Below are 22536 nucleotides of genomic sequence, written 5' to 3'. Positions count from 1 at the left end.
ATGGTAAAAGAAAATCAGGACTACCAAGATGAATGGAATTAAATACTCATTACAAATATTAACTTTATTCTCTTTTTTGTTCATTGGCTGTTCCGGGAATGAAAATTCGAAGGACAACAAGAATGAAAAACCAAAAGCAAAAGAATATTGGACATGCACAATGCACCCCCAGGTTAGAATGGACGGGCCCGGTGCCTGCCCTATTTGTGGAATGGATCTAATTAAGAAAACGGAAGAACCGAAGGAACCTGCAAGCTCAAGCGCGACCGACATGGAGAAGATGGTCTCGCTGAGCGGGGAAAAACAAATTTTGGCGAATGTATCCATCGTAAAGGTTTTACGCGAAAAACTCACCAAGGAAATTTCCGTTTATAGTTATCTCGATTTTGCCGAACAAAGCAGAAAAGTAATATCAGCAAGATTTAGCGGCAGAATTGAGAAGCTATTTGTGGATAGAACCGGCCAGTATATAAAAAAAGGTGAACCTCTTTTCGAAATTTACAGCCCCGATCTTGTTCAGGCACAGAATGATTTTCTTATTGCATTAACCGGAGCACAACAGATTGACAACTCTTCTTTGGTTGCTGCTGCCAAAAACAAACTTGAACTTTTCGGTATGACAACGGCACAAATAACTGAAATAGAGTCGACCCGGAAGATTAAAAATTTACTTACTTATTACTCACCGGCAAGTGGAACAGTTATCGAGAAAAAAGTGCAAGAAGGGGTGTATGTCAATGAGGGGTCTTCGATTTTTGAGATTGCAGAACTATCAACCCTTTGGAATATTTCAGAAATAAACGAAAAGGACCTGGGCTCAATCAGGATTGGTGCTACAGTTAAATTAAACTTAAAAGCCTTCCCACAGGAAGAATTCACCGGGAAAGTTACTTTTATTTACCCTGTGGTTAATTCAAAAACCAGGACGATTAAAATCAGAAGTGAAGTTGCAAATAAAGGTGGAAAATTGAAACCTCAAATGTATGGTGAGACTGTTTTTTCAACATCCTCGGGTGAAGGATTGTTGGTGCCGGCTGAAGCATTAATATTCTCAGGTAAAAGAACAGTAGTTTGGGTGAAAGCCTCTGACGGTATGTTTGAGGCTCGTGATGTGAAAACAGGGAGTAAATATGGTAAGAAATACCATGTGTTGGAAGGTTTGGAAGAAAATGAAGAGGTTGCCGCCTCTGGTGGATTCCTCATAGATTCGGAAAGTCAGCTAAAATCAGGTATGCCTTCGGGCCATCAGCACGGAGAAACATCTACCCCAAAAAAAGAAGGTGTAGTGGATAAATCAACCAAAAAATCAGAAGAACACAAAAATCATTAACCAATATTAACGGAGTACAAAATGAAAACAATCAAATATTTCAGTCTGTTTATTGCACTTTTGGGAGTGCTAAGTATCAATCTCTATTCTCAAGGGCATGACCATTCCCACTCGAACGATAAAAATGCTCATAATAAAAATGGAATGACAGAAAAAATGGGCAACAAAAAGGAGTCTGTCGATAAAAATCCATTGATCAGAAAAGGTGTTATTGATCTAAAGTCGATTGATAAAAATAAAGACGGCAAAGTTTATCAAGATCAGATGGATTGGAATGTGATTTCAGATGAACCAGGAAAATGCCCGATCTGCAAGATGGAACTTAAGCAAGTAACGCTAAAAAAAGCTAAAGAAAACCTGACTAAAAACGGGTTTAAAGTTAAATAACAATTCTATTTATATTTCAAAAGCAAGATCAAACAAATGAAAACCTCAATAAAATTCTTTTTATATTCATTAAGTATTCCGGTTCTCCTGGTTCTGACGGGATGCACAGAAATGAGTTCTGATCTCCACGATTCTCTCACGAATTCATCTTCAAATTTTACGGTTTCTCCAACTGATAATCAAGCAGGTGTCCCCGTAGATCAGAAGATTGAAATACGGTTCTCAGAGCCCGTTGACCCCCTCTTGGTGGAAAGTAATCTCCATCTCATTTCAGAGCTCGAATTTGCTGATTCAAATTGTCGTTTTGATTCATTGATGAATCATTCAAATATGGGTATGGCGATGATGGATACAATGAAAATGAATCACATGAGTCAGTTTCACTCTGCCGGTGGAAGATTTACCTGGTCTGATGGCAATAAACTGTGCACTTTTACCCCTGATTCATTATTAAAACCAAATACAAACTATATGATACATATTGGTAGAGGCATGATGCAATCAGGAAATATGGGAGGTATGGGGAATATGGGTGGACATGGAGGTTCCGTTCAGCAGGGGCAAATGATGCTCCATTTCAAAACCAGATGATGGTCAGTTGATCGTGGGTTCCATTAATTGGAAATGTAATAACTAAACTCTTCCGGTATGCCTGATGGCGTGAATCACAAGATACGATATTGGACATACCGGATAATAATCGAGCATCAATTAGGATATCTGTAACCCAAAGGAAAACCCAAATGAAAACGATAATTCTGTTAATTGTAATTACATCCTTGCTTTTTGAAGGATGCATGATGGGAATGATGGGAGGCATGGAGCATGGTAGTCACGGGAACAAAAATTCACGGATGAATCCCGGAATCAAGGAGGTACTTGTTTCGAATTACAGCCTTGTAGCAGAATTTCCTTCACCTGAATTAAACGGACAAATCAACTATACACTTAACATAATTAACCGGGAAACGAAACAAATCATTGATTCAGCGGAAGTTTGGTTTATAACAGGTGACGAAAACAAACAAGGTGAGTTTTCGCAAACAAAACTTAATCAGAATCTAACCGGTGAATATTCCGTTTCGTATAAATTTGAAAATGAAGATTCAAAACTCATCGGTTTTAAAATTCTCTCCATTAATGGCGAGCATTTTCAAATCCCGATAGAAATATTCATTGAACAGCAAGCCATGATGGATCATCACGGTGAACACTCCGGAATAATGGGTTATATGCCATATATGATAGGCGGTGTGGTTATGATGGGCGGGATGATGTTCCTATTAATGAGTAGATAAGGTTTGTGGTTCATTGATAAAATACTAAATTAACACTGCAAATTACTATGGATATCTTCACCTCTGAAGAGTATCCGCACCACTGGCTTTCGGTGGAGAAATAACCTAATCTCAAAACACCATGAGTAACGAAGATAAATCCATACACGATTTCGACTTTAATTTGATCTGTGAATACTTTTCAAATATAGAGAGACAGGGACCCGGAAGTCCTGAAGCTACACTTAAAGCCCTTAGCTTCATAGAGAATCTTAATAAAGATTCCAGGATTGCGGATATCGGTTGTGGAACGGGGGGACAAACAATGACCCTGGCTCAGAACTGTACCGGGAATATTACCGGTATCGATCTTTTCCCCGCATTTGTGGAAATTTTTAATTCGAATGCTGAGAAGCTGAATTTGCAGGATCGGGTAAAAGGAATCGCCGGTTCGATGGAAAATCTTCCATTCGATGAGAATGAACTCGACCTGATCTGGTCAGAGGGTGCAATCTACAACATTGGCTTCGAAAGAGGAGAGAACGAGTGGAAAAAGTTTTTGAAACAGGGAGGATATCTTGCTGTTACGGAAGCCTGCTGGTTTACTGAATCAAGACCGGAAGAGATTGACAGATACTGGCAAGCTGCATACCCGGAAATTGACACCATTTCCAATAAAGTTAATGTAATGCAAAAAGCCGGATATGTTCCTGTTGCAGTATTCACACTTCACGAAAACTGCTGGTTGGATAATTTTTACGATCCTCAAAGTGTTATTCAGGAGGAATTCCTTAAAAAACATCCTGGTAACCTGAATGCTAAAAACCTGGTTGATGAAATGAAGCACGAAGTGGAGATGTATAACAAATACAAAGAATTCTATGGTTATGCATTTTTTATCGGGAGGAAGATTTAATCTGTTGATTTAGTTGTGGTTGATTAAAAATCGGCACTCCTTATTTTACCAAAAACGGCAATTTGTTGCAAGACAGGCTGCAGTTTTTTTTAATTAAAGGGGATCGATTGGGGACCAATACATCCTCCTTTTGAATAGTGTTGCATTCTCAGAAGTTTGATGTAATAACACAATAAACTATAAATCGCACAGCAGAATAAACTATAAATCACACAGCAGAATAAACTATAAATCACACGACTTTTGGTAATTAACCACGATCTATTTAACCCCCCAATTTTTTCTGTTTAAACATATTTATATACATCAAGCAAGTCATCAAATATTTCCAGAATTGCAGAACGATCTTCAAATGTGATGTCACCAATTTTCTTTCTTCAGCATAGCTAACATCTTAAAATAGCCCGAACAAATCACCCCTCCTTAAACCTCTCAGGATAGAGAAATCCCTGATAATTTTCTCTGTTCACAATCGCAGTTTCGGAGATTTTATAGTTATCGAGAAAGGTTTGTGAAATCAGTCCTTTTTGTTTGGGATTAAATTTCATTTCGAAAGCTGAAAAGTTTCCTTGTCTTTCTTCTATCAAATCGATTTCCTGCTGGAGTGTTGTTCTCCAAAAGTAAGTGAATACAAGTTCTTTTTTCGATCGTAGAAGTTTCAACCTTTCAGCGACGATATAGTTTTCCCAAAGTGCTCCGGTGTCACTTCTTGATTCAAGAGGGTTGAAATTTCCAATTATTGCATTTCGGACCCCGTTGTCCCAAAAATAGAATTTTTTACTCTTTCTGAGTTCTGTTCTGACATTTCGACTGAATCCGGAGAGCCTAAAAATAATGAAAGCATCCTCAAGAATTTTGATGTATTTCTCAATGGTCCCTCTATCCGCACCGGTCAGTCTGGAGAGTTCACTGAATGAAACTTCACTTCCTGCCTGAAGAGTAAGTGCCTTCAATAAAGTTTCGATTAAATTTGAATTTCTAATCTTGTCAATCATCAGAATGTCTTTGTAGAGATAACTTCCGGAGATTAATTTGATTATTTCCATTGCGTCAGCCTGATTTACAGCAACCTCGGGATATGATCCATAGATTAACCGTTTTTCTAGCAATGCCATTTCAGCGGGCAATCCATGATGCTCAACAAGTTCTGAGAACATAAAAGGATAGAGTGTGTATTCATATTTTCTGCCGGTCAGGCTTTCAGAAGATTTACCCAAAAGTTCGAATGAGGATGAACCTGTCGCGATTACCTGGACTTCTTTTATCTGGTCAGTAAATATTTTTATTATATTCCCGATGTCGTTTATTTTCTGAGCCTCGTCGATAAACAGGATGTCATATCCGGCAACAAGCGACTTTAGCATCGACTTTGAAGCCCTTCCCAGCAGGGCTTTGTCATCTGTGTCATCACCGTTTATTCTCAGTACTTTTTCACTACGGTTTTTCAACATTAATTCAACCAGTGTACTTTTGCCGGTTTGCCTTGCGCCATAGATCAGAATTGCCTTGCCATTGAAGAAACGGCTGGAAATGTCGTCAGCTATATAACGGTTTATCATAAATTTCTCATTTTTAAGATACAATTTACTAAAAATGCGATTATGATCCCAAATTTATATATAAAAATGCGATTATGATCCCAAATTTATATATAAAAATGCGATTTCCGGTTTATTCAGTAGTATCATAACGATTCTTTATACTTTTCAGTTCCTTAATTATAATTTTACGATCGGCAAGCTTTCAATGGAAGAAATCAGAATTCACGAGAAAATATTTATAAACATTGGTAATACCCGTCAGGGAATGTTCATTGTTGGTGAAAGTATCAATAATCCTGTACTCCTTTTTCTTCACGGTGGACCCGGGATGCCCACATTTTTTTTAGAGAAGCAATACCCGACGGGGCTGGAGCAGCATTTTACAGTTTGCTATTGGGAACAAACGGGTGGCGGAATTTCCTTTAGCCCTGAAATTTTGCCCGAAGAGATGAGCATAGAGAGGATTGTCACGGACGCGATTGAAATTACAAAGTATCTCAGGCAGAGATTTGGGAAAGAAAAAATTTACCTGATGGGTCACTCATGGGGTTCACTGATCGGAATATTGACTTCAGCAAAAGCTCCCGATCTCTTTGAGGCTTATATCGGTGTTGCTCAGATTACAAACCAGTCGGAATCGGAGAAACTTGCGTTTAAGTACATGCTTGATAAATATACTGAGGCAGGTAACAAGGCAATGATTTCAAAATTTGGAAGTTACAATTTGGAAAATGGGAAAGAAGAAATAATAAGATTCTTCAAATCGCCACTTCGGGACAAAACAATGCACGAACTCGGGATTGGTACAATGCGAGGGATGAGGTCGGTAATAACCGGTGTCTTTATTCCTTTTATGACCTCAAAACATTATACAATAACTGAAAGGATAAATCTCTGGCGGGCAAAAATGTTTCTGCTGAATAAAACAAAACTTATCGAAGAACTGTTTAATCACGATTTACCTGTTGAGTTTCCAAAACTTCCGATTCCGGTTTACTTTCTTTCGGGAATCCATGATTTTACTGTGAATTACGAACTATCCCGTGAGTATCTGAAGAATATCGATGCTCCTGTAAGGGGATTTTATTCTTTCGATGCATCAGCCCACTCTCCAATGCATGAGGAGCCGATGAGGTTTATCCATTTGTTAAAAAACGATGTGATTGAAAGGAAAAATTCATTAGCCAATCCAAACTGAATTTTTCTGTTTGTGTGTCTACAGATTCTCTAAAACTGATTTTTGGGTATCAATGCAGGCATCAGCTATAAATTCTGTAAATTTATTCAGGTTGCCTTTATCGGCTTCCGAAAGAGCCTCAATATATTTCCTCCTGTTTTCATTTTTGATAATCGCCGGTGGAAATCCTTTTTCGATTAATATCAGATTCATCAATATTCTGGCTCCTCTGCCATTCCCGTCATCAAACGGATGAATTCGCACCATATTATAGTGGGCGACTGAGGCGACAATTACCGGGTGAATATTATCTATATTTTCCTTTATCCAATTACAGAGGTATTCCATCTCAGAGGCAACATGCACGGGCTCAACATATTTATGAATTCTACCGTCACTTTGTAAGACATGGTTTGGTAATAATTTGTAGTCACCGGGAGTTGCTTTTTTATCCGTTTTATTTCCATTGTTATCTATCGCGGGGGTCGATTTAATTCCGGAAAGTAGAAATGCATTAAATTCTTTAATTAGTGAAGTTGATATTTCTCTCTTTTTCTTTACGACATCATAAAGAAACTCAATAGCCTCAGCATGATTCCTGGCATCGATAAAATCCTTTAACGGTTTACCCTCAACTGTGAGTCCGTTTTTTAGGAAAAACATTGTTTCTCCCAGCGTTAAAGTACTGCCTTCAATGGCGTTGGAATTATAAGTCCATTCGATTAATAATTTTTCTTCTACCGTTTTCCAAAGATCGCCCTCAATTGGCTTTTTACTTTCGATTTCATATTTCAACTGATCGGTAAGGTTCAGCTTCTTTTCAAGCGTTAAGTCCGGTTGTAATGTATAATTGGTCACTTCAGATCTCATATTATTTCATTCTTGAAAAACTATTGTCCATATAATTAAAGAGTTTAAATAATTTTTTTGGTTTCGCTGAATTTATTGTTCTCACAAATACTATGAGTTTAGTTTGTGTAACCGCCATATTATCTCCAAATCAAGACTCTTAACCGTTTAATACTTCGGCTCACAGGTATTCACCACCCAAAAAGAAGAATTAGTGTTTATAAAAGCTACAAAATTTATTTAGAATAATTACTCAATATTTTTGTTATTCTCCTGCCAACAGGTCGCTAAATCAAATCTCTTCATTGCTATAAAACAAAAAAGCCGTGATATCACTACCACGGCTCGTTTGAAATCATTAAAGTAATGGAAGTTCGACAGTTATTTCAGATCGAACCTGTCGAGATTCATAACTTTATTCCAGGCAGCGATGAAATCCTTAACGAATTTTTCATTGCCATCGGAACTTGCATATACTTCTGCGACTGCTCTTAGCTCGGAATTTGAACCAAAAACCAGGTCGGCGCGTGTAGCTGTCCATTTAACTTTACCTGTCTTGCTGTCTCTTCCTTCAAATTTTTCCTTTGCTTCATCTGTTGCAGTCCAGACGGTATCCATTGCCAGCAGATTTACAAAGAAATCGTTGGTCAAGACGCCGGGACGACTCGTGAAAACACCTGTTACAGAATTGTCATAATTGGCATGAAGTGCACGCAGTCCACCAACCAGTACTGTCATTTCAGGAGCTGTGAGGGTGAGGAGCTGTGCTTTGTCAACAAGGAGGTGCTCTGATGGAACAGCAAAAGGAGCTTTAAGGTAATTACGGAAACCGTCGGCATAAGGTTCGAGAACCGAGAAGGATTCAGCATCGGTCTGCTCATGTGATGCATCCATTCTTCCTGGTGTGAAAGGAACTGCAACATCATGTCCGGCATCTTTTGCAGCTTTTTCGACACCTGCACATCCGGCGAGAACGATCAAATCAGCGAGTGAAATTTTCTTTCCGTCTTTTTGTGTTGAGTTGAACTCTTTTTGGATCTCTTCGAGGACACCAAGTACCTTGGCAAGTTGTGCAGGATTGTTCACAGCCCAGTTTTTCTGAGGCTCCAGTCTGATTCTTGCACCATTGGCACCGCCTCTTTTATCTGAACCACGGAAAGTGGAAGCAGAAGCCCAGGCGGTGGAGACGAGCTCGGAAACCGTAAGACCGGAGGCAAGGATTTTAGTCTTCAAGTCTGAAATATCAGCGGAATCGACTAATTTATGATCGACTGCGGGGATTGGGTCCTGCCAGATAAGGTCTTCAGCAGGTACTTCCGGTCCAAAGTAGCAGGCTTTAGGACCCATATCTCTGTGAATGAGTTTGAACCATGCACGGGCAAAAGCGTCAGCAAACTGATCCGGATTCTCGTAGAAGCGTCTTGAGATTTTCTCGTATTCAGGATCGAATCTGAGCGACAGATCTGTTGTCAACATCGTCGGGAGATGTTTCTTTGATGGATCGTGGGCATCGGGAATTGAAGGCTCTGCATTTTTTGCCACCCATTGCTGAGCACCGGCAGGGCTTTTGGTGAGCTCATATTCGTATTCAAAAAGGTGTTTGAAGAAATCGTTGCTCCACTGTGCCGGAGTGGTTGTCCATGTTACTTCAGGACCACCGGTTGTAGTGTGTGCGCCTTTACCTGTACCATAGTTGTTGTGCCAGCCAAGTCCCTGTGCTTCGATATCTGCGGCTTCGGGTTCAGGTCCCATAAGTGAAGGATCGCCTGCACCGTGAGCTTTACCAAACGAGTGACCACCTGCAATCAGGGCAACAGTTTCTTCATCGTTCATTGCCATGCGGGCAAATGTATCTCTGATGTCATGAGCAGCAAGAACGGGATCGGGATTGCCACCCGGACCTTCGGGATTTACATAGATAAGTCCCATCTGAACTGCGGCGAGAGGATTTTCGAGGTCTCTTTTACCTGAATAGCGTTTTTCATCTGAAAGCCATGAGGTTTCCTTGCCCCAGTAGATACTGCTGTCCGGCTCCCAAGCATCTTCCCTTCCTGCACCAAATCCGAAGGTTTTGAATCCCATCGATTCGAGAGCTACATTTCCGGCGAGGACAAGCAGATCAGCCCACGAGATTTTGCCGCCATATTTTTGTTTAACTGGCCAAAGCAGTCTGCGTGCCTTGTCGAGGTTTGTGTTATCGGGCCAACTGTTCAGGGGTGCAAATCTCTGATAGCCACCGGAAGCTCCGCCTCTTCCGTCACTCGTTCTGTAGGTGCCGGCAGCATGCCATGACAAACGAATAAAAAATGGTCCGTAATGGCCGAAATCAGCTGGCCACCAGTCCTGAGAATCAGTCATAATTGCGGTAAGGTCTTTTTTCAGCCCTTCAAAGTCCAGATCCTTTAAGGCTTCTTTATAGTCGTATCCTTCATCCATCGGATTGGTGAGGGGAGAATTCTGTCTTAATATGTTGAGGTTCAACCGGTTGGGCCACCAGTCTTTATTCTGTGTGCCGCCTCCGCCAATTCCAGAGGAATGGGGAAATGGACACTTGCCTCCGCTTTGTGAATTATCACTCATATGTAATCCTTTCTGAAATAATTTACGGTTTAAATATAAACATTTAAGCACCGTAAAACATCCGTTTATTAATGTTTTTTGAGAGTCAACCGGTTGATTTGTTCCCGGTTATTCACTCGAATCTCTTATTATAAAATACATAAAATGAAGAAATTTAGTTCCATCGTTGAGGCTGGTCAGTGTTACTTCCCGGTTTCCTGACTGGACACATTCTTTCTTTCATATAAAAACAGAAGGAGGTGTGGAAAGGAAATCAGATTCAGCCGGATACAGATAAAAATTTATTATAAAACAACAAAAATAAGTGTTAATACCTATTGATTATTATTTAGATTTAGTCTATATTTGCGTTGAAAATTATCGTGATGTTAATAATGCCGGATAATCTGTTGCTGCAAACAGTTATCGTTCGGGTTGGGGTTAACTTTCAATTCAATTTGACCAGGCTAATCATTTTGTGATATTAGTCACTTACCGGGTATGCTGAAGTAAATTAATAAGAATATTTAATAATTATCCGGAACAATAATTTGTTCCGTATGTAGAAGCATATAGAAACACACATTTAATAGATAGATCAGTTTCAATTTGTGCGGTACCTCCGCAAATTTTTTAATCAATAATCAATTAATCACATTCAAAGAAAGAGGCGTTATGTTAAAGAAATTAACATTTTCCGCATTTTTATTGTTCATTTTCTTCGCAAATACAAATTTTGCACAGGAAACATTTACCCAGTCTGATGCACAGGTCAGTGTTACACTTCCCGCCGGCTGGCAGTATGAGACATCAGATAAAATGATGATAGCATCCCCTGCAGAAGGTGGTTTCTTTGTCTATTTCAAAGTCCTTCATGTAGATGCTTTGGATGCAGCTCTTGGCGAAGCAGATCAGATTTTAGCGGGTCAGTTCAAAGAGATAAAACTTGGTGACGCAAGAAATGAAGTCGTTAACGGAATGAACGCAATTTCGGTTTCCGGCACAGCAGACGGCGCACAGCTTTTCGTTGGTGTACTGGATACACCTGCTGCCAATATTTCACTTCTCGTCTGGGCGATGGGAACTGACGATATTATCACTAAATACTCCAATGATATCGCGACCATTCTCACCAGCATCCAGCCGGCGAAATAGTCAAGTTCTCTTACCTTAAGATTTTCAAAATCTTTGACGGATGGACCTGTGAATGGTTCATCCGTTTTTTGTTTTAAACCGGATAGAGGGGCCAGACTTCTTTATTAAGATTTAGACTAAATAATAAATATAATAACTGGTATAACTATTTGGTGCATTTTCCGGAAATTGTTATTTTCATTTTGATTTTTGAACAAATTTGATTTTTAATGAAACGGATAGTTCCATCTGTACTTTTATTTGCCGGTCTGATAGCAATCTCCATTTTCATAGATTACATGCTGCATCTCTTCAATCTGGTAGAGGTAGGGAGATATCTGGGAATTGCCGGTACAGTTTTGATTATCGTTTCGTTTACATACTCATTGCGTAAAAGAAAAATTATCACCTCGGGTGTTCCCAAAAAACTGCTCGCATTTCATGAATTCCTCGGCTGGCTCGGGGCAGTTGTCATAATAGTTCATGGTGGAATACATTTCAACGCGATCATTCCCTGGGCTGCACTTTTTGCGATGATAATTGTTGTTGCCAGCGGATTGACGGGGAAATTTCTCCTGAACGAAGTGAAGCAGGATCTGAAGGAGAGGATCGCTGAGATGAAGGCGAAGGAAATGACACAGGAAGAAATAGACAAAGAAGTGTTGTTTCAGGCTTTGCTTGTCGATAAAATGCAGAAGTGGCGGAAGGTTCATATGCCGTTGAACATGATTTTCATGGCTCTGGCTCTTATCCACATTTTCGGCACTCTTTTGATGTGGAGCTGGAGATGATGCGGACATATTACTGGTTTATCGGTGCTGTGGTTTTCGGCGTCATGATGCTTTTTGTGTCTCCTTACTACTCAATCAACCCGGGTGTCCTGAGCAAGGGACATGAAAATCTGAAAGATGACTGTATGACCTGCCATACTCTTGTTCAAGGGGCTGTTACAGAAAAATGTATAGCCTGCCATAAACAGGATCAAATTGGCGTTACAACTGCTACGGCTTCACATCCTGCAAGGGAAAACAAGCGGGCTCTTCTTCTGCACAAAAACATCAGAGAGATCGACTGTGTGGTTTGTCACAGAGAACATACAGGGGAGTCGAAAAACCTTGCCGTAAAGAAATTCTCGCATGATATAATTAACTCAGGTGTCAGAGAAAAGTGCTCTGCCTGTCACGACTATCAAAAGCCCAAAGATGATTTTCACGCGAGTCTTCAGGTTGAATGCGGAAGCTGCCATAACACATCGAACTGGAAAGAGGCGGAATTCAATCATGATTTGAACGGAGTCGATGTCAAGAACTGTAACCGGTGTCACGAAAAAGACAAGCCGAAAGATGACATGCATGCTAATTTCAATGCCGGTGAATCATGTTCAGCCTGCCACAATACGAAAGGATGGAAGCCCTCAACATTCGACCATTCCAAGTATTTTGTTTTCGATAAAGATCATCCATCAACCTGCTCGAACTGCCACACATCGGGGCAGAACTTTAAAACATACACCTGCTACAACTGCCACGAGCATAATGAGGCGAAAATTTCATCCAAGCATTTGAAAGAAGGAATAACGGACTTTAAGAATTGCGTCCGTTGCCACCGGTCAAGTGACAAACACGGTCTTGAGGGCGGTGAGGGGAAGAAAAATGAGGGAGAAAAAAAGAAAAAAGACCACAGTAAAAAAGAGAGAGATGATGACTAACCAATAAGTTTTATGCCGGTTTTATAAAATAATTTGCCCTGCCCAAAATTAGTTTACTGGATTTCCGAGCCACAGTTTTTTCCTGCTATTAACCTCATTGGGTGTCCCCGAGTATGGGGCATCTGCATTTCTGAATAATTTTTTATTCACTTTTCTAAAATTAAATATCGAGTGTCTTATGCAAAACACAGATTTTGATCCTGATTTCATCTCTGAGTCACCATATTTTAATGAATTACAGTTCAGAAAAATTCTCATGGTTGCCGGAGTCATTTTAATAATCTCATTTGTTTTTCCCATTTATGCCGACGGGAAATTGATTGTACCCAACATTTTAAGGTTGCAAAGCAGTGAATCTGACAAATATGATTTTATTGCGAAACAATCAAAGATCTATTTTCTCCTGCCGTTAATTCTTGGACTTGTATATCTTATCGCACCCTCATTGATGAAAGGGAGGCAGCTTTTAATTTCAGGGATACTCGTTCCCGTGTTCATGATGTTTTTCATTGCTCTGAAACCTGCTGCTTTCATTTACATGGATAATGCTAATCTGCCTTACGCCACGGTATTATGGATTCTTTTGATTTCAGTTACCCTGATGTATGTTGGTAATAAAAATCTGACTGATCCTAAAACCGCCAGGGTTTCCAACATGCTTGCAGGAATTGGTGGTGTATTTTTTATTCTCTTGTTGTTTTTGTCTGTTGACTACGACACAGGCAGCAGGAATGGTTATAAAACGAGTATCACATTTCTTGAAATTCCGTTCAAACTGTTCGAAGCTGATATGTTTTTTTCGGGGATAATGTATATTGTGGCAATTGGACTCGGGCTGACTGTATCAATCCGGAGTATTTACAATCTGATTAAACCGGTAAGATTTTATGAGAGCTATGCTGATGCAAATATCAATTATTTAATCTGGTCCCTCTTCTGTTTATTTATAGGGACTGTCATCGGATTCATGATTGATTTGGTAATCAAAATGCCCGAAATATTTAAAGATCATGTCGCTGAAGTGTTCCTTGCTCTTCTTCTTGCAGGATTCAAAGTGTTGCTTAATTTCCTGCCCCATTTTGTGTTGGGTGTAATGGCAATTTCGATAGCATATCGCTTTTTTATGAACGAGGGATTCGAATTTTCACCTCCAAACAGAGAGAAAAAAGACGGGCAGAATGGGCAAGCGGGATTTTGATTGGGAATTAATATTCCTCATCCTGATCGATTTTTTGATTATCGCTCTGATCGTCAAGATAATTTGATGCGAAAGAGTGGCTAATATCAAGTTTAACTTAACTATCAAAACCGGAGACTAAATATGAAATCAAAAATAACAAATCTTACGATTGCGATATCGTTTCTTTTTCTGGTAGGCTGTTCAGGAACAAGGTCACCTGAAGGAGCGGTAAAAGAACTTTTAAAAAGAATTGAAAAAAAAGATAAAAGTGCCTCTGACCTTATCTATTTTAAAGAGTTTTCAGAGCACAAGTATGAGAGATTCTCTGAGAAAAATGAAGCAGCCAGCCAAAAATTTGCGAATGAAGGCGGCATAAAAGAGATACTGTTTAAAGATGTTATTATTAATGCTGACAATGCCGCGTTAAAGGTGCTTATTGTTTATAAGAGCGGGCGGGAGGATGATGAGCGCCTGGAACTAAGGAAGATCGATGGCTCATGGAAGGTGGTATATGAAAGTCTGTATTGAGTAATCAGGGAACCTTTATTAACCTGTATGGACTGAACAAGGCTGTCCTTTTTGAGGCAGCCTTTTTCCTTTTTTACTAAAACAAAAAATTTAAAATCACTGCCGCAGAGGGGGGAATCTCCACTTTCTTTTCCTTGATTTCCTTTGGTGGAAAATCACGCATCGCAAGATTCATCCACTCCCGCGAAGTGGAAAGATTAAGGAAGGTCATGAAGCCTTTATCTCCCATTCTCACGAAATTGTAACCGATTATTCTTACTTCAAGTGTCTGCAATTCGCCTTTCAGCAGAAGAGTTGCGTTTATTTCCTTTGTGCTGTCGTCAATTGAAAGAGCTGTTACTTCTCCATAGGGATCGATGTAATGTTGTATTACCTTCCGCATCCCGCGATTGAGTGCTTCATTCATAAAATTTCCAAACATGGGTCTTCCTTTAATTCTGGAATAAAGATTCTCAAATCTAGAAAAAATTCAATAAATTGGGGTACAATTATAAATGCTTTTTCTAAAATCGTATCCGTAACCTGCTTTCTATGAAACCTGTAATATTTCTGATTTTCATTTTACTCATTTGTGGAACAATAATTCCGCAAAAAGTCAAACCAACTGAACAGAGCAATCCAAAACTTTCGTACGAAGATTTCATAACGGGATTTAAAAGCGTATGGGTGGAGATGGATGAGCAAACCCAGTCAGTGATTGATCAGGGGAAATCGGGAGAACTTGTGAAAACATTCAAAAAGTATTTCGGTGAACTTGGTCTTGACCCCTGCTACATTACATCTGAGGAGAAGAATGAACTCAGCAGAAAAGCCTCCACTTCCTGCACCAGTGTCAATTTCAGGTTCAACTGGGTATCTGACGGGTTTGAAATATCCGGCATCTATATTCATGTGAGCGACTGTAACGGGCTTTTCTATAAGTTTGTAAGAAAGGGAAATGTAAAAGTTGACTTTTCTCTTGAACGGACACTGCTAACAGAGTGGCGAAAACTGCTTAACCACAAGAGGGCAACCTACGATCCTGACAGAGCCCCTCAACTGATAAAGGGAACCACAGGCTTGACAGAGACAGAATTCAGAAAAAAACTTGATAAAGAGGGAGCGAAGGAGATTGAAGGTGTCTATGAATTGATGAAGGAACCGGGCAGCAACGAACTTTTCAGGAAACTCCGAATCGGTATCGAGAAAATGAATGAAAGGGAATACCGGCTTTACTATTATTCCGGGGCATTACACAAAAGCGACTGGCTTGATGGTGAATTCAAAGGAGACATGATTAAAACCGGGAAAAAGGATTATTACAAGGTTTCCTGGAAACGGGACAACAAAACAACCGATGACGAAGTTTTTTGTTCTTCCGCAGAACAGGGGATGCTCTCATTTTACTTTATAGACGGGGATAAAACGGTCACAATGAGGTTTCTAAAACTTTATCCTGTCTTTTGAATACAGAAGTTAAACAACCATACCGCCGCTAAAAACTTCTGAATTATGTAAAATCATGAAAATTGACACATATAAGATAGCAAAGATGGATTGTCCCTCGGAGGAGCAGATGATCCGCATGAAACTTTCAGGAATCACAAGCATAAAAAATCTTGAGTTTGATCTCGCAAACAGAAAACTGACGGTCCTGCATTCCGGGGAATCAGAAGAGATTTACACAAGACTTGAATCACTTGATCTCGATACCGTTCTGATAGAGAGTGCAGCATCCGACAAGGAGATCTTTGAATCGCACGGGGATGATGAGCATCACCAGAAAAAACTTTTGATTACGGTTCTTGCCATTAATTTTTTCTTTTTCATCTTTGAAACAGTTGCCGGCTTCCTCTCAAATTCGATGGGGCTTGTTGCCGATGGTCTGGACATGCTTGCCGATGCGATTGTTTACGGAATGGCACTGGCAGCCGTGGGTTCACACCTATCCAGGAAGCAAAGAGTAGCTTCAATCAGCGGATATCTTCAGTTGATCCTTGCACTACTCGGATTTTTTGAGGTGGTGCGGAGGTTTATTTATCCCGAGGAGACACCTGAATATCTTCGAATGATAGTCGTTTCATCTCTCGCACTTCTGGGAAACGGTGCTTCTTTGATTATCCTCAACAGGTCAAAGAACGATGAAGCTCACATCAGGGCGAGTAAAATTTTTACATCAAACGATGTTCTCGCCAATATAGGGGTGATTATCGCGGGCGTCCTCGTCCATTTGACAGACACTCGATTCCCTGATCTTGTAATTGGTGCAGTTGTTTTTTACCTGGTACTCCGGGGGGCGATAAGGATATTGAAATTGAGGTGAGAATCAGTTGCTTTGTGGATTTTGATTTAAGTATACCTTCAATCATTTTTCATTAAATTAATGTTGAAATTTTCATCAGATTTAATAAATTATTTAATGTTTATTTATTATTTTAACAAGCGGGCGTCGAGATATTTTGTTTAATCCTTCTATCTCTTCAATTTCGACTAATAGTGCATTTTTATTAATTGTGCTTTTTCCTCAAAATCGAAATTATTTAATATGAAGAAAATTACCACACAATCTCCAAACATTAAGGCTACAGGTCTGCTGTTCGATACAAATCCTCAGACGATGTGGATTTATGACCTGGAAACCCTTCAGTTTCTTGCCGTCAATGATGCGGCGATTGCAAACTATGGATACTCCCGTGAAGAGTTTTTAAGTATGACACTCTCTGATATCAGACCCCAGGATGACATAACCAAACTGCATGAGGATGTTGCGAACACAACAAAGAGTTATAATAATGCAGGTATCTGGAGACATCTTAAAAAAGACGGTACCCTCATTTATGTCCAAATCATCTCACACGAAGTTGTATTCAGAAACCGTCCGGCACGACATGTTTTGGTTTCCGATGTAACCGGTCTGATTCTGAAAGAGCAGGCACTGATCCAGTCGGAGAGTAATTTCCGCGGGCTGTTTGAAAAAAATGTTGCAGTAATGTTAATTTTCGATCCAACCGATGGGCAGGTGGTTGAAGCGAATGAATCTGCTGCCAGATTCTACGGATACAGCGTGGCAGAACTCAAACAAAAAAGGATGACTCAGATCAATTCACTCGGGGAAGATTGTTTGCCACTCATGAAGAAATCATTACTGGAGGAACAGTCATATTTTGTTTTTGTGCATAAATTGAAAAACGGGGAACGCAGGGTGGTGGAAGTCTATTCCAGCAAGGTGATAATCGACGGCAGACTCTGTTTGCATTCCATTATACATGATGTCACGGAGAAGAAGGAAGCTCAAAAAATGCTTCAACTCCTCAACAGAGCGGTAGAGCAGAGTCCCACCGGGATATTTATTACAGATACCTTCGGAAGAATTATCTATGTAAATTCCAGATATTGCCAAATTACAGGTTACACTTCACAAGAATTATCAGGGGAAAACCCAAAGCTGTTTAAATCCGGGAGAATGGAAAGGTCGGAATATGAAAATTTATGGAATACGATTCTGGCGGGAAATATCTGGAGAGGAGAACTGCTGAATAAACGGAAGAATGGTGATTTATACTGGGAGTATGCTGTGATCGCTCCCGTATCCGACGATTCCGGTGAAATAACCCACTTTGTTGCTGTGAAGGAGGATATTACAACCCGGAAGAAAATGCTCGAACAACTGGAACTCTCCAAAGCCGCCGCCGAGGAAGCCAACCGGTTGAAATCTGCTTTTCTGCAAAATATGAGTCATGAACTCAGAACCCCTCTTATAGCCATACTCGGTTTCGCCGAAATATTGAATGAAGAACTGGAGGATTCAGAACTTCGCGGGATGACTGAAAAGATTGAATATTCCGCCAACAGACTGTTGGAAACAATCAAGTCGATTCTTGCTCTCTCACATGCGGAGTCAAAACTTCTACCGGTTAATACCACAGTAATAAATGTCTGTGCCGTTGCACAGGATCAGTTCAATATTTTCAGGGAAAAAGCCGGGGTAAAAGGGCTTGGATATAATATCTTACTTCCGGAAGAGACTATTTATGCTCTTCTCGATGAGGAAATGTTCAGCAGGATTATCTACCATTTGCTGGATAATGCAATTAAATTCACGATGAAAGGGGAAGTCAGTCTTTCAATTCATACTGAAATGATGATAACGGAAAACGGGCACGAGTTGCTTGAGGTTAAAGTCCGGGTTGCAGATACGGGGATTGGAATCGCAGAAGAGAAAATTCCATTGATATTTAGTGCATTCAGACAGGTAAGTGAGGGATACAACAGGGCTTTTGAGGGTTCCGGGTTGGGACTCACACTCTCCAAAATGTTTGCCGAAAAAATGGGGGGAAGGATTGATGTCAGGAGCACTCAAAATGAAGGGACGGTTTTCGATGCAGTTTTCACCGTGAGGAAACAGGATTATTCATTGGCAGAACCTGTAAACACAAGGAAGTGTTCCGGATCGGGTCTAATACTTCTTGTCGAAGATGAACCGGTTGTGTTTAATATAGTCCAAAAGATGCTCGGTTCGACCATGGTGCTGGAATTGGCGGGGGACGCAGAATCTGCCTTGGAGATGATGAAGCAAAGGAACTATGAACTTGTTCTTCTGGATATCAATTTGGGCGGCGGGATGTCCGGGCTGGAAGCTGTTAATCTGATCAGAAGAATTCCCGGATATGAAAGTACTCCTGTGATTGCATGTACTGTTTATACTAAAGGTGGAGATGACGATGAGTACATAAGACAGGGTTTTGACGACATACTGCCCAAACCGTTCTCCCGACAGACACTGAACGAAAAAGTTTCGAGATGGATGAATCCGGAAAAAAATTAAAACCGGGGGTTGAGAAATAGTGTAAACAAAATCTCACAACCCCGATCCCAATTTTCTTTAATTCACTTTTCAGATTTCCCGGTTCTTTTCTTTACCTGTTCTCTCAAAATGTATTCAATTTGAGCATTGACAGAGCGGAGTTCATCCTTTGCCCATTCGTTGAGGGCATTGTAAAGTTTTGGATCGATTCTAAGGATGACCGGCTTTTTCTCTGCCATTTTAATACAAAGTACCTGAATTGATAATCGGCTGAGCAGCCCTGTCGGAGCAGAGCACAACCATCAGATTGCCCACCATGGCAGCTTTTCTTTCTTCATCGAGTTCGATTACATTTTCCTCGCTCAATCTCTTCAATGCCATTTCCACCATTCCCACTGCACCATCGACAATCTTGGTTCTTGCTGCGATAACAGCTTCTGCCTGTTGTCTTTGAAGCATCGCATGAGCAATTTCCGGAGCGTATGCAAGGTGATTGATTCTGGCTTCCTCGATGACGATACCCGCACCTGCAATTCTTTCCTGGATTTCCTTACCGAGTGCCTGTGATATTTCATCGAGGGAGGAGCGGAGGCTTATCGGATCATCTTCTGTGGAATCGTAGGGATAAATTGTGGCAATATGCCTGATGGCAGACTCCGATTGAACAATTGTGTAGGTTTTGTAGTCTTCGACGGCGAAGAGGGCTTCCGCTGTTTCATTTACTCGCCATACGACAACCGCAGAAATTTCTATCGGATTCCCTTTTTTGTCGTTCACTTTCAGTTTTTGACTGTCAAAGTTGTTCGTCCTCAAAGAAAGTTTCTTCTTTGTGTAAAAGGGATTTGCCCAGTGAAAACCTTCTGTGCGATCAGTTCCTTTGTACTCACCAAAAAGGAGGAGAACAACCGCGCTGTTCGGTTCAATTGTGTAGAGACCCCCCATCATAATGAGAGAAAAGATTATCACAAGTATTGAAGGAACTATATAAAATACATCCCTGTAATCATTTGAGGCGTTGTTACCCCGGTAGATTAATACCAATGCTGCGAGCAGTATCAGTGAAATATATGTGAAGAGATAAATGAATCCGTTAGATGTCCGGATTTCCTTTTCTTTTATCATTGCTGACTCCATAAGTTAAAATGATATCAAAATAATATCAAAAAGATACGGTGGAAATATGTGAAAATCGAAAACCAAAGTCAAGAGGTAAATGAAAAAAAACGGATGGACGGTGAAAAATCATGGTTTAATATTCTAAATTGAAAAAAATTCTTGTTATTTTGGTCTTTAAAATCACCGGAATAATTGATGACTGAGAGTTATATGTCGTTAAAAAACTATTTAAAGAGACAGAGAAGAGACAATCTTTTTTTTAAGAGCCTACCCTGGCGGTCATACCTTACTTTTCTGTTCGCGATTTTCTTTCTTTTCTCAATACTGGGATTTGTCTCCAGTCTGATGTCAATGGGCAGATCATCTTACTGGATGATCGTGATTAACTGCGTTATCTCGGGACTTACCGGAGCTTTATATGCACACAGTTTTATCAGGGATTTAAAATTTCTGGTTCCGTCAATAATATTCCAGTTCGGTTTGATCTTTTATAACAGCACTCAGACGCCATCTGAGGCGACACAGTTGAATAATCCGGCGTATTTTCAGTTTCACGCTTTGGGGATTCTTTTCCTTATGGTTCTGGGGTATGTGTTATTCATTGTATTTATAAACGGTGAAGGGTATAAACACTTCAAATATAAAACAGAAATAGACCTCGCAAAGAAACTGCACGACATACTTGTTCCCAAAGTGTCGATGACCTCCGGCGGTTATGAAATTTTCAGTTTTGCGAAGCCTGCCGGGGAAGTTGGCGGTGACCTGTCTGATGTTTATACCGGTTCCGAAGGTGAAATTGTAATAACCGTTGCAGATGTATCGGGTCATGGGGTGAGCGCAGGACTTTTGATGGGAATGTTCAAAAGTGCCCTGAGGAGCAATTTGGACAGGAGTTGCAATCTTGCAGAGTCGTATCGATTTATAAATTCAACTCTTTATTCGATGAAGGAGAGGAAAATGTTCATCACTGCTTCATCACTTAAACTGTCCGAGGGGGGTTGCGACTTTACTGTTGCCGGGCACCTTCCTTTGCTTCACTTCAAAGCTGCAACGGGAGAAGTTGTGGAAGGGATGATAAAACAGATACCCTTCGGAGTGAAGAAGGAATTCGATTTTAAGGAAGAGAGGATCGCACCTGAAAAAGGCGACATAATACTGTTGCTGACTGATGGAGTTACTGAAACATTTTCCGGAGGGAAAAAGATGTTTGGAATGGAGAAGGTGAAGCAATTGCTGATCGACAACTCACATCTCGGGAGCGAGGCGATTACGACAAAAATAATATCGGAAGTGGAAAAGTTTGGTAAGCCGGTTGACGACCTGACGCTGGTTACGGTGAAAAGGGTATAGCTATCCCTTGAAACCTGCAAAATTGAAGAGGGAGACAACCCGGAATGAACTTCTGCGGTGACCGCAGAAGTTCCTTAGGCAATTAAGCTTTTGTTAAGCTGTTAATGTGGAGAGTCAATCTCGATTTTTTGCGGGAAGCGTTGTTTTTGTGGATTCTTCCTTTAACACTGATTCTGTCAAGATGAGCGACAGCTTCTTTATAAAAAGCAGTAGCTTCGTCGAGAGTTGTGGTGGTAAGAACCTTTTTGACCAAAGTTTTCATCTTGGAGATGGAAGCTTTGTTGATGTCGCGTCTTCTTGCGCTTTGTCTGATTCTCTTTTCAGCAGATCTGTGGTTTGCCATAGTTAACTTTTTGGAATCTTTTTGTTTGTTTGAGTTAATTCAAATTTAGTCTGCAAATATAACTGAAATAAATAAATTGTGCAAGAAAAGAATATTTTAATTATGAGTTATGACTTTTGAGTTATGAGTTTTCGTCCTTGAGCAGCCTTAGCCGTACTTTAAACGCTGTTTTAAATAATCTGTTGTATATTTCTAAAAATCCCGGGGTAATCCGAAATCATAATTCATAAGTGTTATGTTAAAAAGCAATAGGAGCACCCAAGTTTTCTTCATTTTCTGCACAAATTTCGTTTATATATTCGCTTTGTCCTCTTAGTTACCGAAAGGGTGGACATAGAATCTCCATGAGGGTGTCAAG

The 22536-nt window shown here is 40.2% G+C and carries 22 protein-coding genes; 15 read left to right on the top strand and 7 right to left on the bottom strand.

Features of this window, described 5'->3' with window-relative positions; all coding sequences use genetic code 11:
• Positions 1-28: 28 nt before the first annotated feature.
• The 5 genes from LCH52_16415 (at position 29) to LCH52_16395 (ending at position 3910) form a co-directional block, all read left to right on the top strand.
• Complete coding sequence (locus LCH52_16415; protein ID MCA0390075.1) at positions 29-1330, top strand: efflux RND transporter periplasmic adaptor subunit; 1302 nt, start codon at positions 29-31, stop codon at positions 1328-1330.
• A gap of 21 nt (positions 1331-1351) precedes the next feature.
• Entirely contained in the window at positions 1352-1717 is a 366-nt protein-coding gene (locus tag LCH52_16410) for a hypothetical protein (GenBank protein MCA0390074.1), read from the top strand.
• 36 nt (positions 1718-1753) lie between these two features.
• Entirely contained in the window at positions 1754-2308 is a 555-nt protein-coding gene (locus LCH52_16405) for an Ig-like domain-containing protein (protein ID MCA0390073.1), read from the top strand.
• Between the two features lie 152 nt (positions 2309-2460).
• On the top strand, positions 2461-3015 hold the full coding sequence (locus LCH52_16400) for a hypothetical protein (GenBank protein ID MCA0390072.1): 555 nt from the start codon (positions 2461-2463) through the stop codon (positions 3013-3015).
• 121 nt (positions 3016-3136) lie between these two features.
• Positions 3137-3910, top strand: a complete 774-nt coding sequence (locus LCH52_16395) for a methyltransferase domain-containing protein (GenBank protein ID MCA0390071.1) — start codon at positions 3137-3139, stop codon at positions 3908-3910.
• 413 nt (positions 3911-4323) lie between these two features.
• Here LCH52_16395 and LCH52_16390 read toward each other — a convergent pair whose 3' ends face one another.
• The gene (locus LCH52_16390; protein MCA0390070.1) at positions 4324-5469 is read right to left on the bottom strand and encodes an ATP-binding protein; all 1146 of its coding nucleotides are present in this window, start codon (positions 5467-5469) and stop codon (positions 4324-4326) included.
• 187 nt (positions 5470-5656) lie between these two features.
• Between LCH52_16390 and LCH52_16385 the strand changes: the two genes are divergently transcribed.
• Complete coding sequence (locus LCH52_16385) at positions 5657-6649, top strand: alpha/beta hydrolase (protein MCA0390069.1); 993 nt, start codon at positions 5657-5659, stop codon at positions 6647-6649.
• A gap of 18 nt (positions 6650-6667) precedes the next feature.
• Here LCH52_16385 and LCH52_16380 read toward each other — a convergent pair whose 3' ends face one another.
• Together LCH52_16380 and katG are read right to left on the bottom strand one after the other, a co-directional pair.
• Positions 6668-7498 carry a Fic family protein gene (locus LCH52_16380; protein ID MCA0390068.1) on the bottom strand — a complete coding sequence of 277 codons (831 nt, stop codon included), beginning with the start codon at positions 7496-7498 and terminating at the stop codon, positions 6668-6670.
• A gap of 360 nt (positions 7499-7858) precedes the next feature.
• A complete protein-coding gene (gene katG / locus LCH52_16375) occupies positions 7859-10057 on the bottom strand; it encodes a catalase/peroxidase HPI (GenBank protein ID MCA0390067.1) in 2199 nt (732 codons plus the stop codon).
• A 654-nt stretch (positions 10058-10711) separates the two neighbouring features.
• On the opposite strand from katG, the gene LCH52_16370 reads away from it, so the two are divergent.
• From LCH52_16370 to LCH52_16350, 5 genes are all read left to right on the top strand, one after another.
• On the top strand, positions 10712-11191 hold the full coding sequence (locus tag LCH52_16370) for a hypothetical protein (protein MCA0390066.1): 480 nt from the start codon (positions 10712-10714) through the stop codon (positions 11189-11191).
• A gap of 209 nt (positions 11192-11400) precedes the next feature.
• Positions 11401-11961: a hypothetical protein gene (locus LCH52_16365; protein MCA0390065.1), complete on the top strand. Its 561-nt coding sequence runs from the start codon at positions 11401-11403 to the stop codon at positions 11959-11961.
• Positions 11958-12878, top strand: coding sequence for a hypothetical protein (locus LCH52_16360; GenBank protein ID MCA0390064.1), 921 nt, complete (start codon positions 11958-11960; stop codon positions 12876-12878). Before LCH52_16365 ends, LCH52_16360 begins: the two co-directional genes overlap by 4 nt.
• A gap of 178 nt (positions 12879-13056) precedes the next feature.
• The gene (locus LCH52_16355; protein ID MCA0390063.1) at positions 13057-14076 is read left to right on the top strand and encodes a hypothetical protein; all 1020 of its coding nucleotides are present in this window, start codon (positions 13057-13059) and stop codon (positions 14074-14076) included.
• 123 nt (positions 14077-14199) lie between these two features.
• Positions 14200-14586: a DUF4878 domain-containing protein gene (locus LCH52_16350; GenBank protein MCA0390062.1), complete on the top strand. Its 387-nt coding sequence runs from the start codon at positions 14200-14202 to the stop codon at positions 14584-14586.
• A 76-nt stretch (positions 14587-14662) separates the two neighbouring features.
• Here the strand turns inward: LCH52_16350 and LCH52_16345 are convergent, their stop codons facing one another.
• Positions 14663-15007 (bottom strand): hypothetical protein, encoded by a 345-nt coding sequence (locus tag LCH52_16345; protein MCA0390061.1) that lies wholly within the window; start codon positions 15005-15007, stop codon positions 14663-14665.
• Between the two features lie 110 nt (positions 15008-15117).
• Between LCH52_16345 and LCH52_16340 the strand changes: the two genes are divergently transcribed.
• From LCH52_16340 to LCH52_16330, 3 genes are all read left to right on the top strand, one after another.
• Positions 15118-16032: a hypothetical protein gene (locus LCH52_16340; GenBank protein MCA0390060.1), complete on the top strand. Its 915-nt coding sequence runs from the start codon at positions 15118-15120 to the stop codon at positions 16030-16032.
• A gap of 55 nt (positions 16033-16087) precedes the next feature.
• On the top strand, positions 16088-16888 hold the full coding sequence (locus tag LCH52_16335) for a cation transporter (GenBank protein MCA0390059.1): 801 nt from the start codon (positions 16088-16090) through the stop codon (positions 16886-16888).
• Positions 16889-17110: 222 nt separating this feature from the next.
• Entirely contained in the window at positions 17111-19390 is a 2280-nt protein-coding gene (locus tag LCH52_16330; protein MCA0390058.1) for a PAS domain S-box protein, read from the top strand.
• A 62-nt stretch (positions 19391-19452) separates the two neighbouring features.
• Here LCH52_16330 and LCH52_16325 read toward each other — a convergent pair whose 3' ends face one another.
• Both LCH52_16325 and LCH52_16320 read right to left on the bottom strand, forming a co-directional pair.
• Complete coding sequence (locus LCH52_16325) at positions 19453-19608, bottom strand: toxin-antitoxin system HicB family antitoxin (GenBank protein ID MCA0390057.1); 156 nt, start codon at positions 19606-19608, stop codon at positions 19453-19455.
• 1 nt (position 19609) lies between these two features.
• Positions 19610-20488: an SPFH domain-containing protein gene (locus LCH52_16320; GenBank protein ID MCA0390056.1), complete on the bottom strand. Its 879-nt coding sequence runs from the start codon at positions 20486-20488 to the stop codon at positions 19610-19612.
• A gap of 192 nt (positions 20489-20680) precedes the next feature.
• On the opposite strand from LCH52_16320, the gene LCH52_16315 reads away from it, so the two are divergent.
• On the top strand, positions 20681-21835 hold the full coding sequence (locus tag LCH52_16315) for a serine/threonine-protein phosphatase (protein ID MCA0390055.1): 1155 nt from the start codon (positions 20681-20683) through the stop codon (positions 21833-21835).
• Positions 21836-21917: 82 nt separating this feature from the next.
• Here LCH52_16315 and rpsT read toward each other — a convergent pair whose 3' ends face one another.
• Positions 21918-22178, bottom strand: coding sequence for a 30S ribosomal protein S20 (gene rpsT / locus LCH52_16310; GenBank protein MCA0390054.1), 261 nt, complete (start codon positions 22176-22178; stop codon positions 21918-21920).
• Between the last annotated feature and the right edge of the window lie 358 nt (positions 22179-22536).

The organism is Bacteroidota bacterium (assembly GCA_020161395.1).
Classification (GTDB): Bacteria; Bacteroidota; Ignavibacteria; order Ignavibacteriales; family Ignavibacteriaceae; genus UTCHB3.
This window is presented reverse-complemented; position numbering and strand designations above follow the sequence as displayed.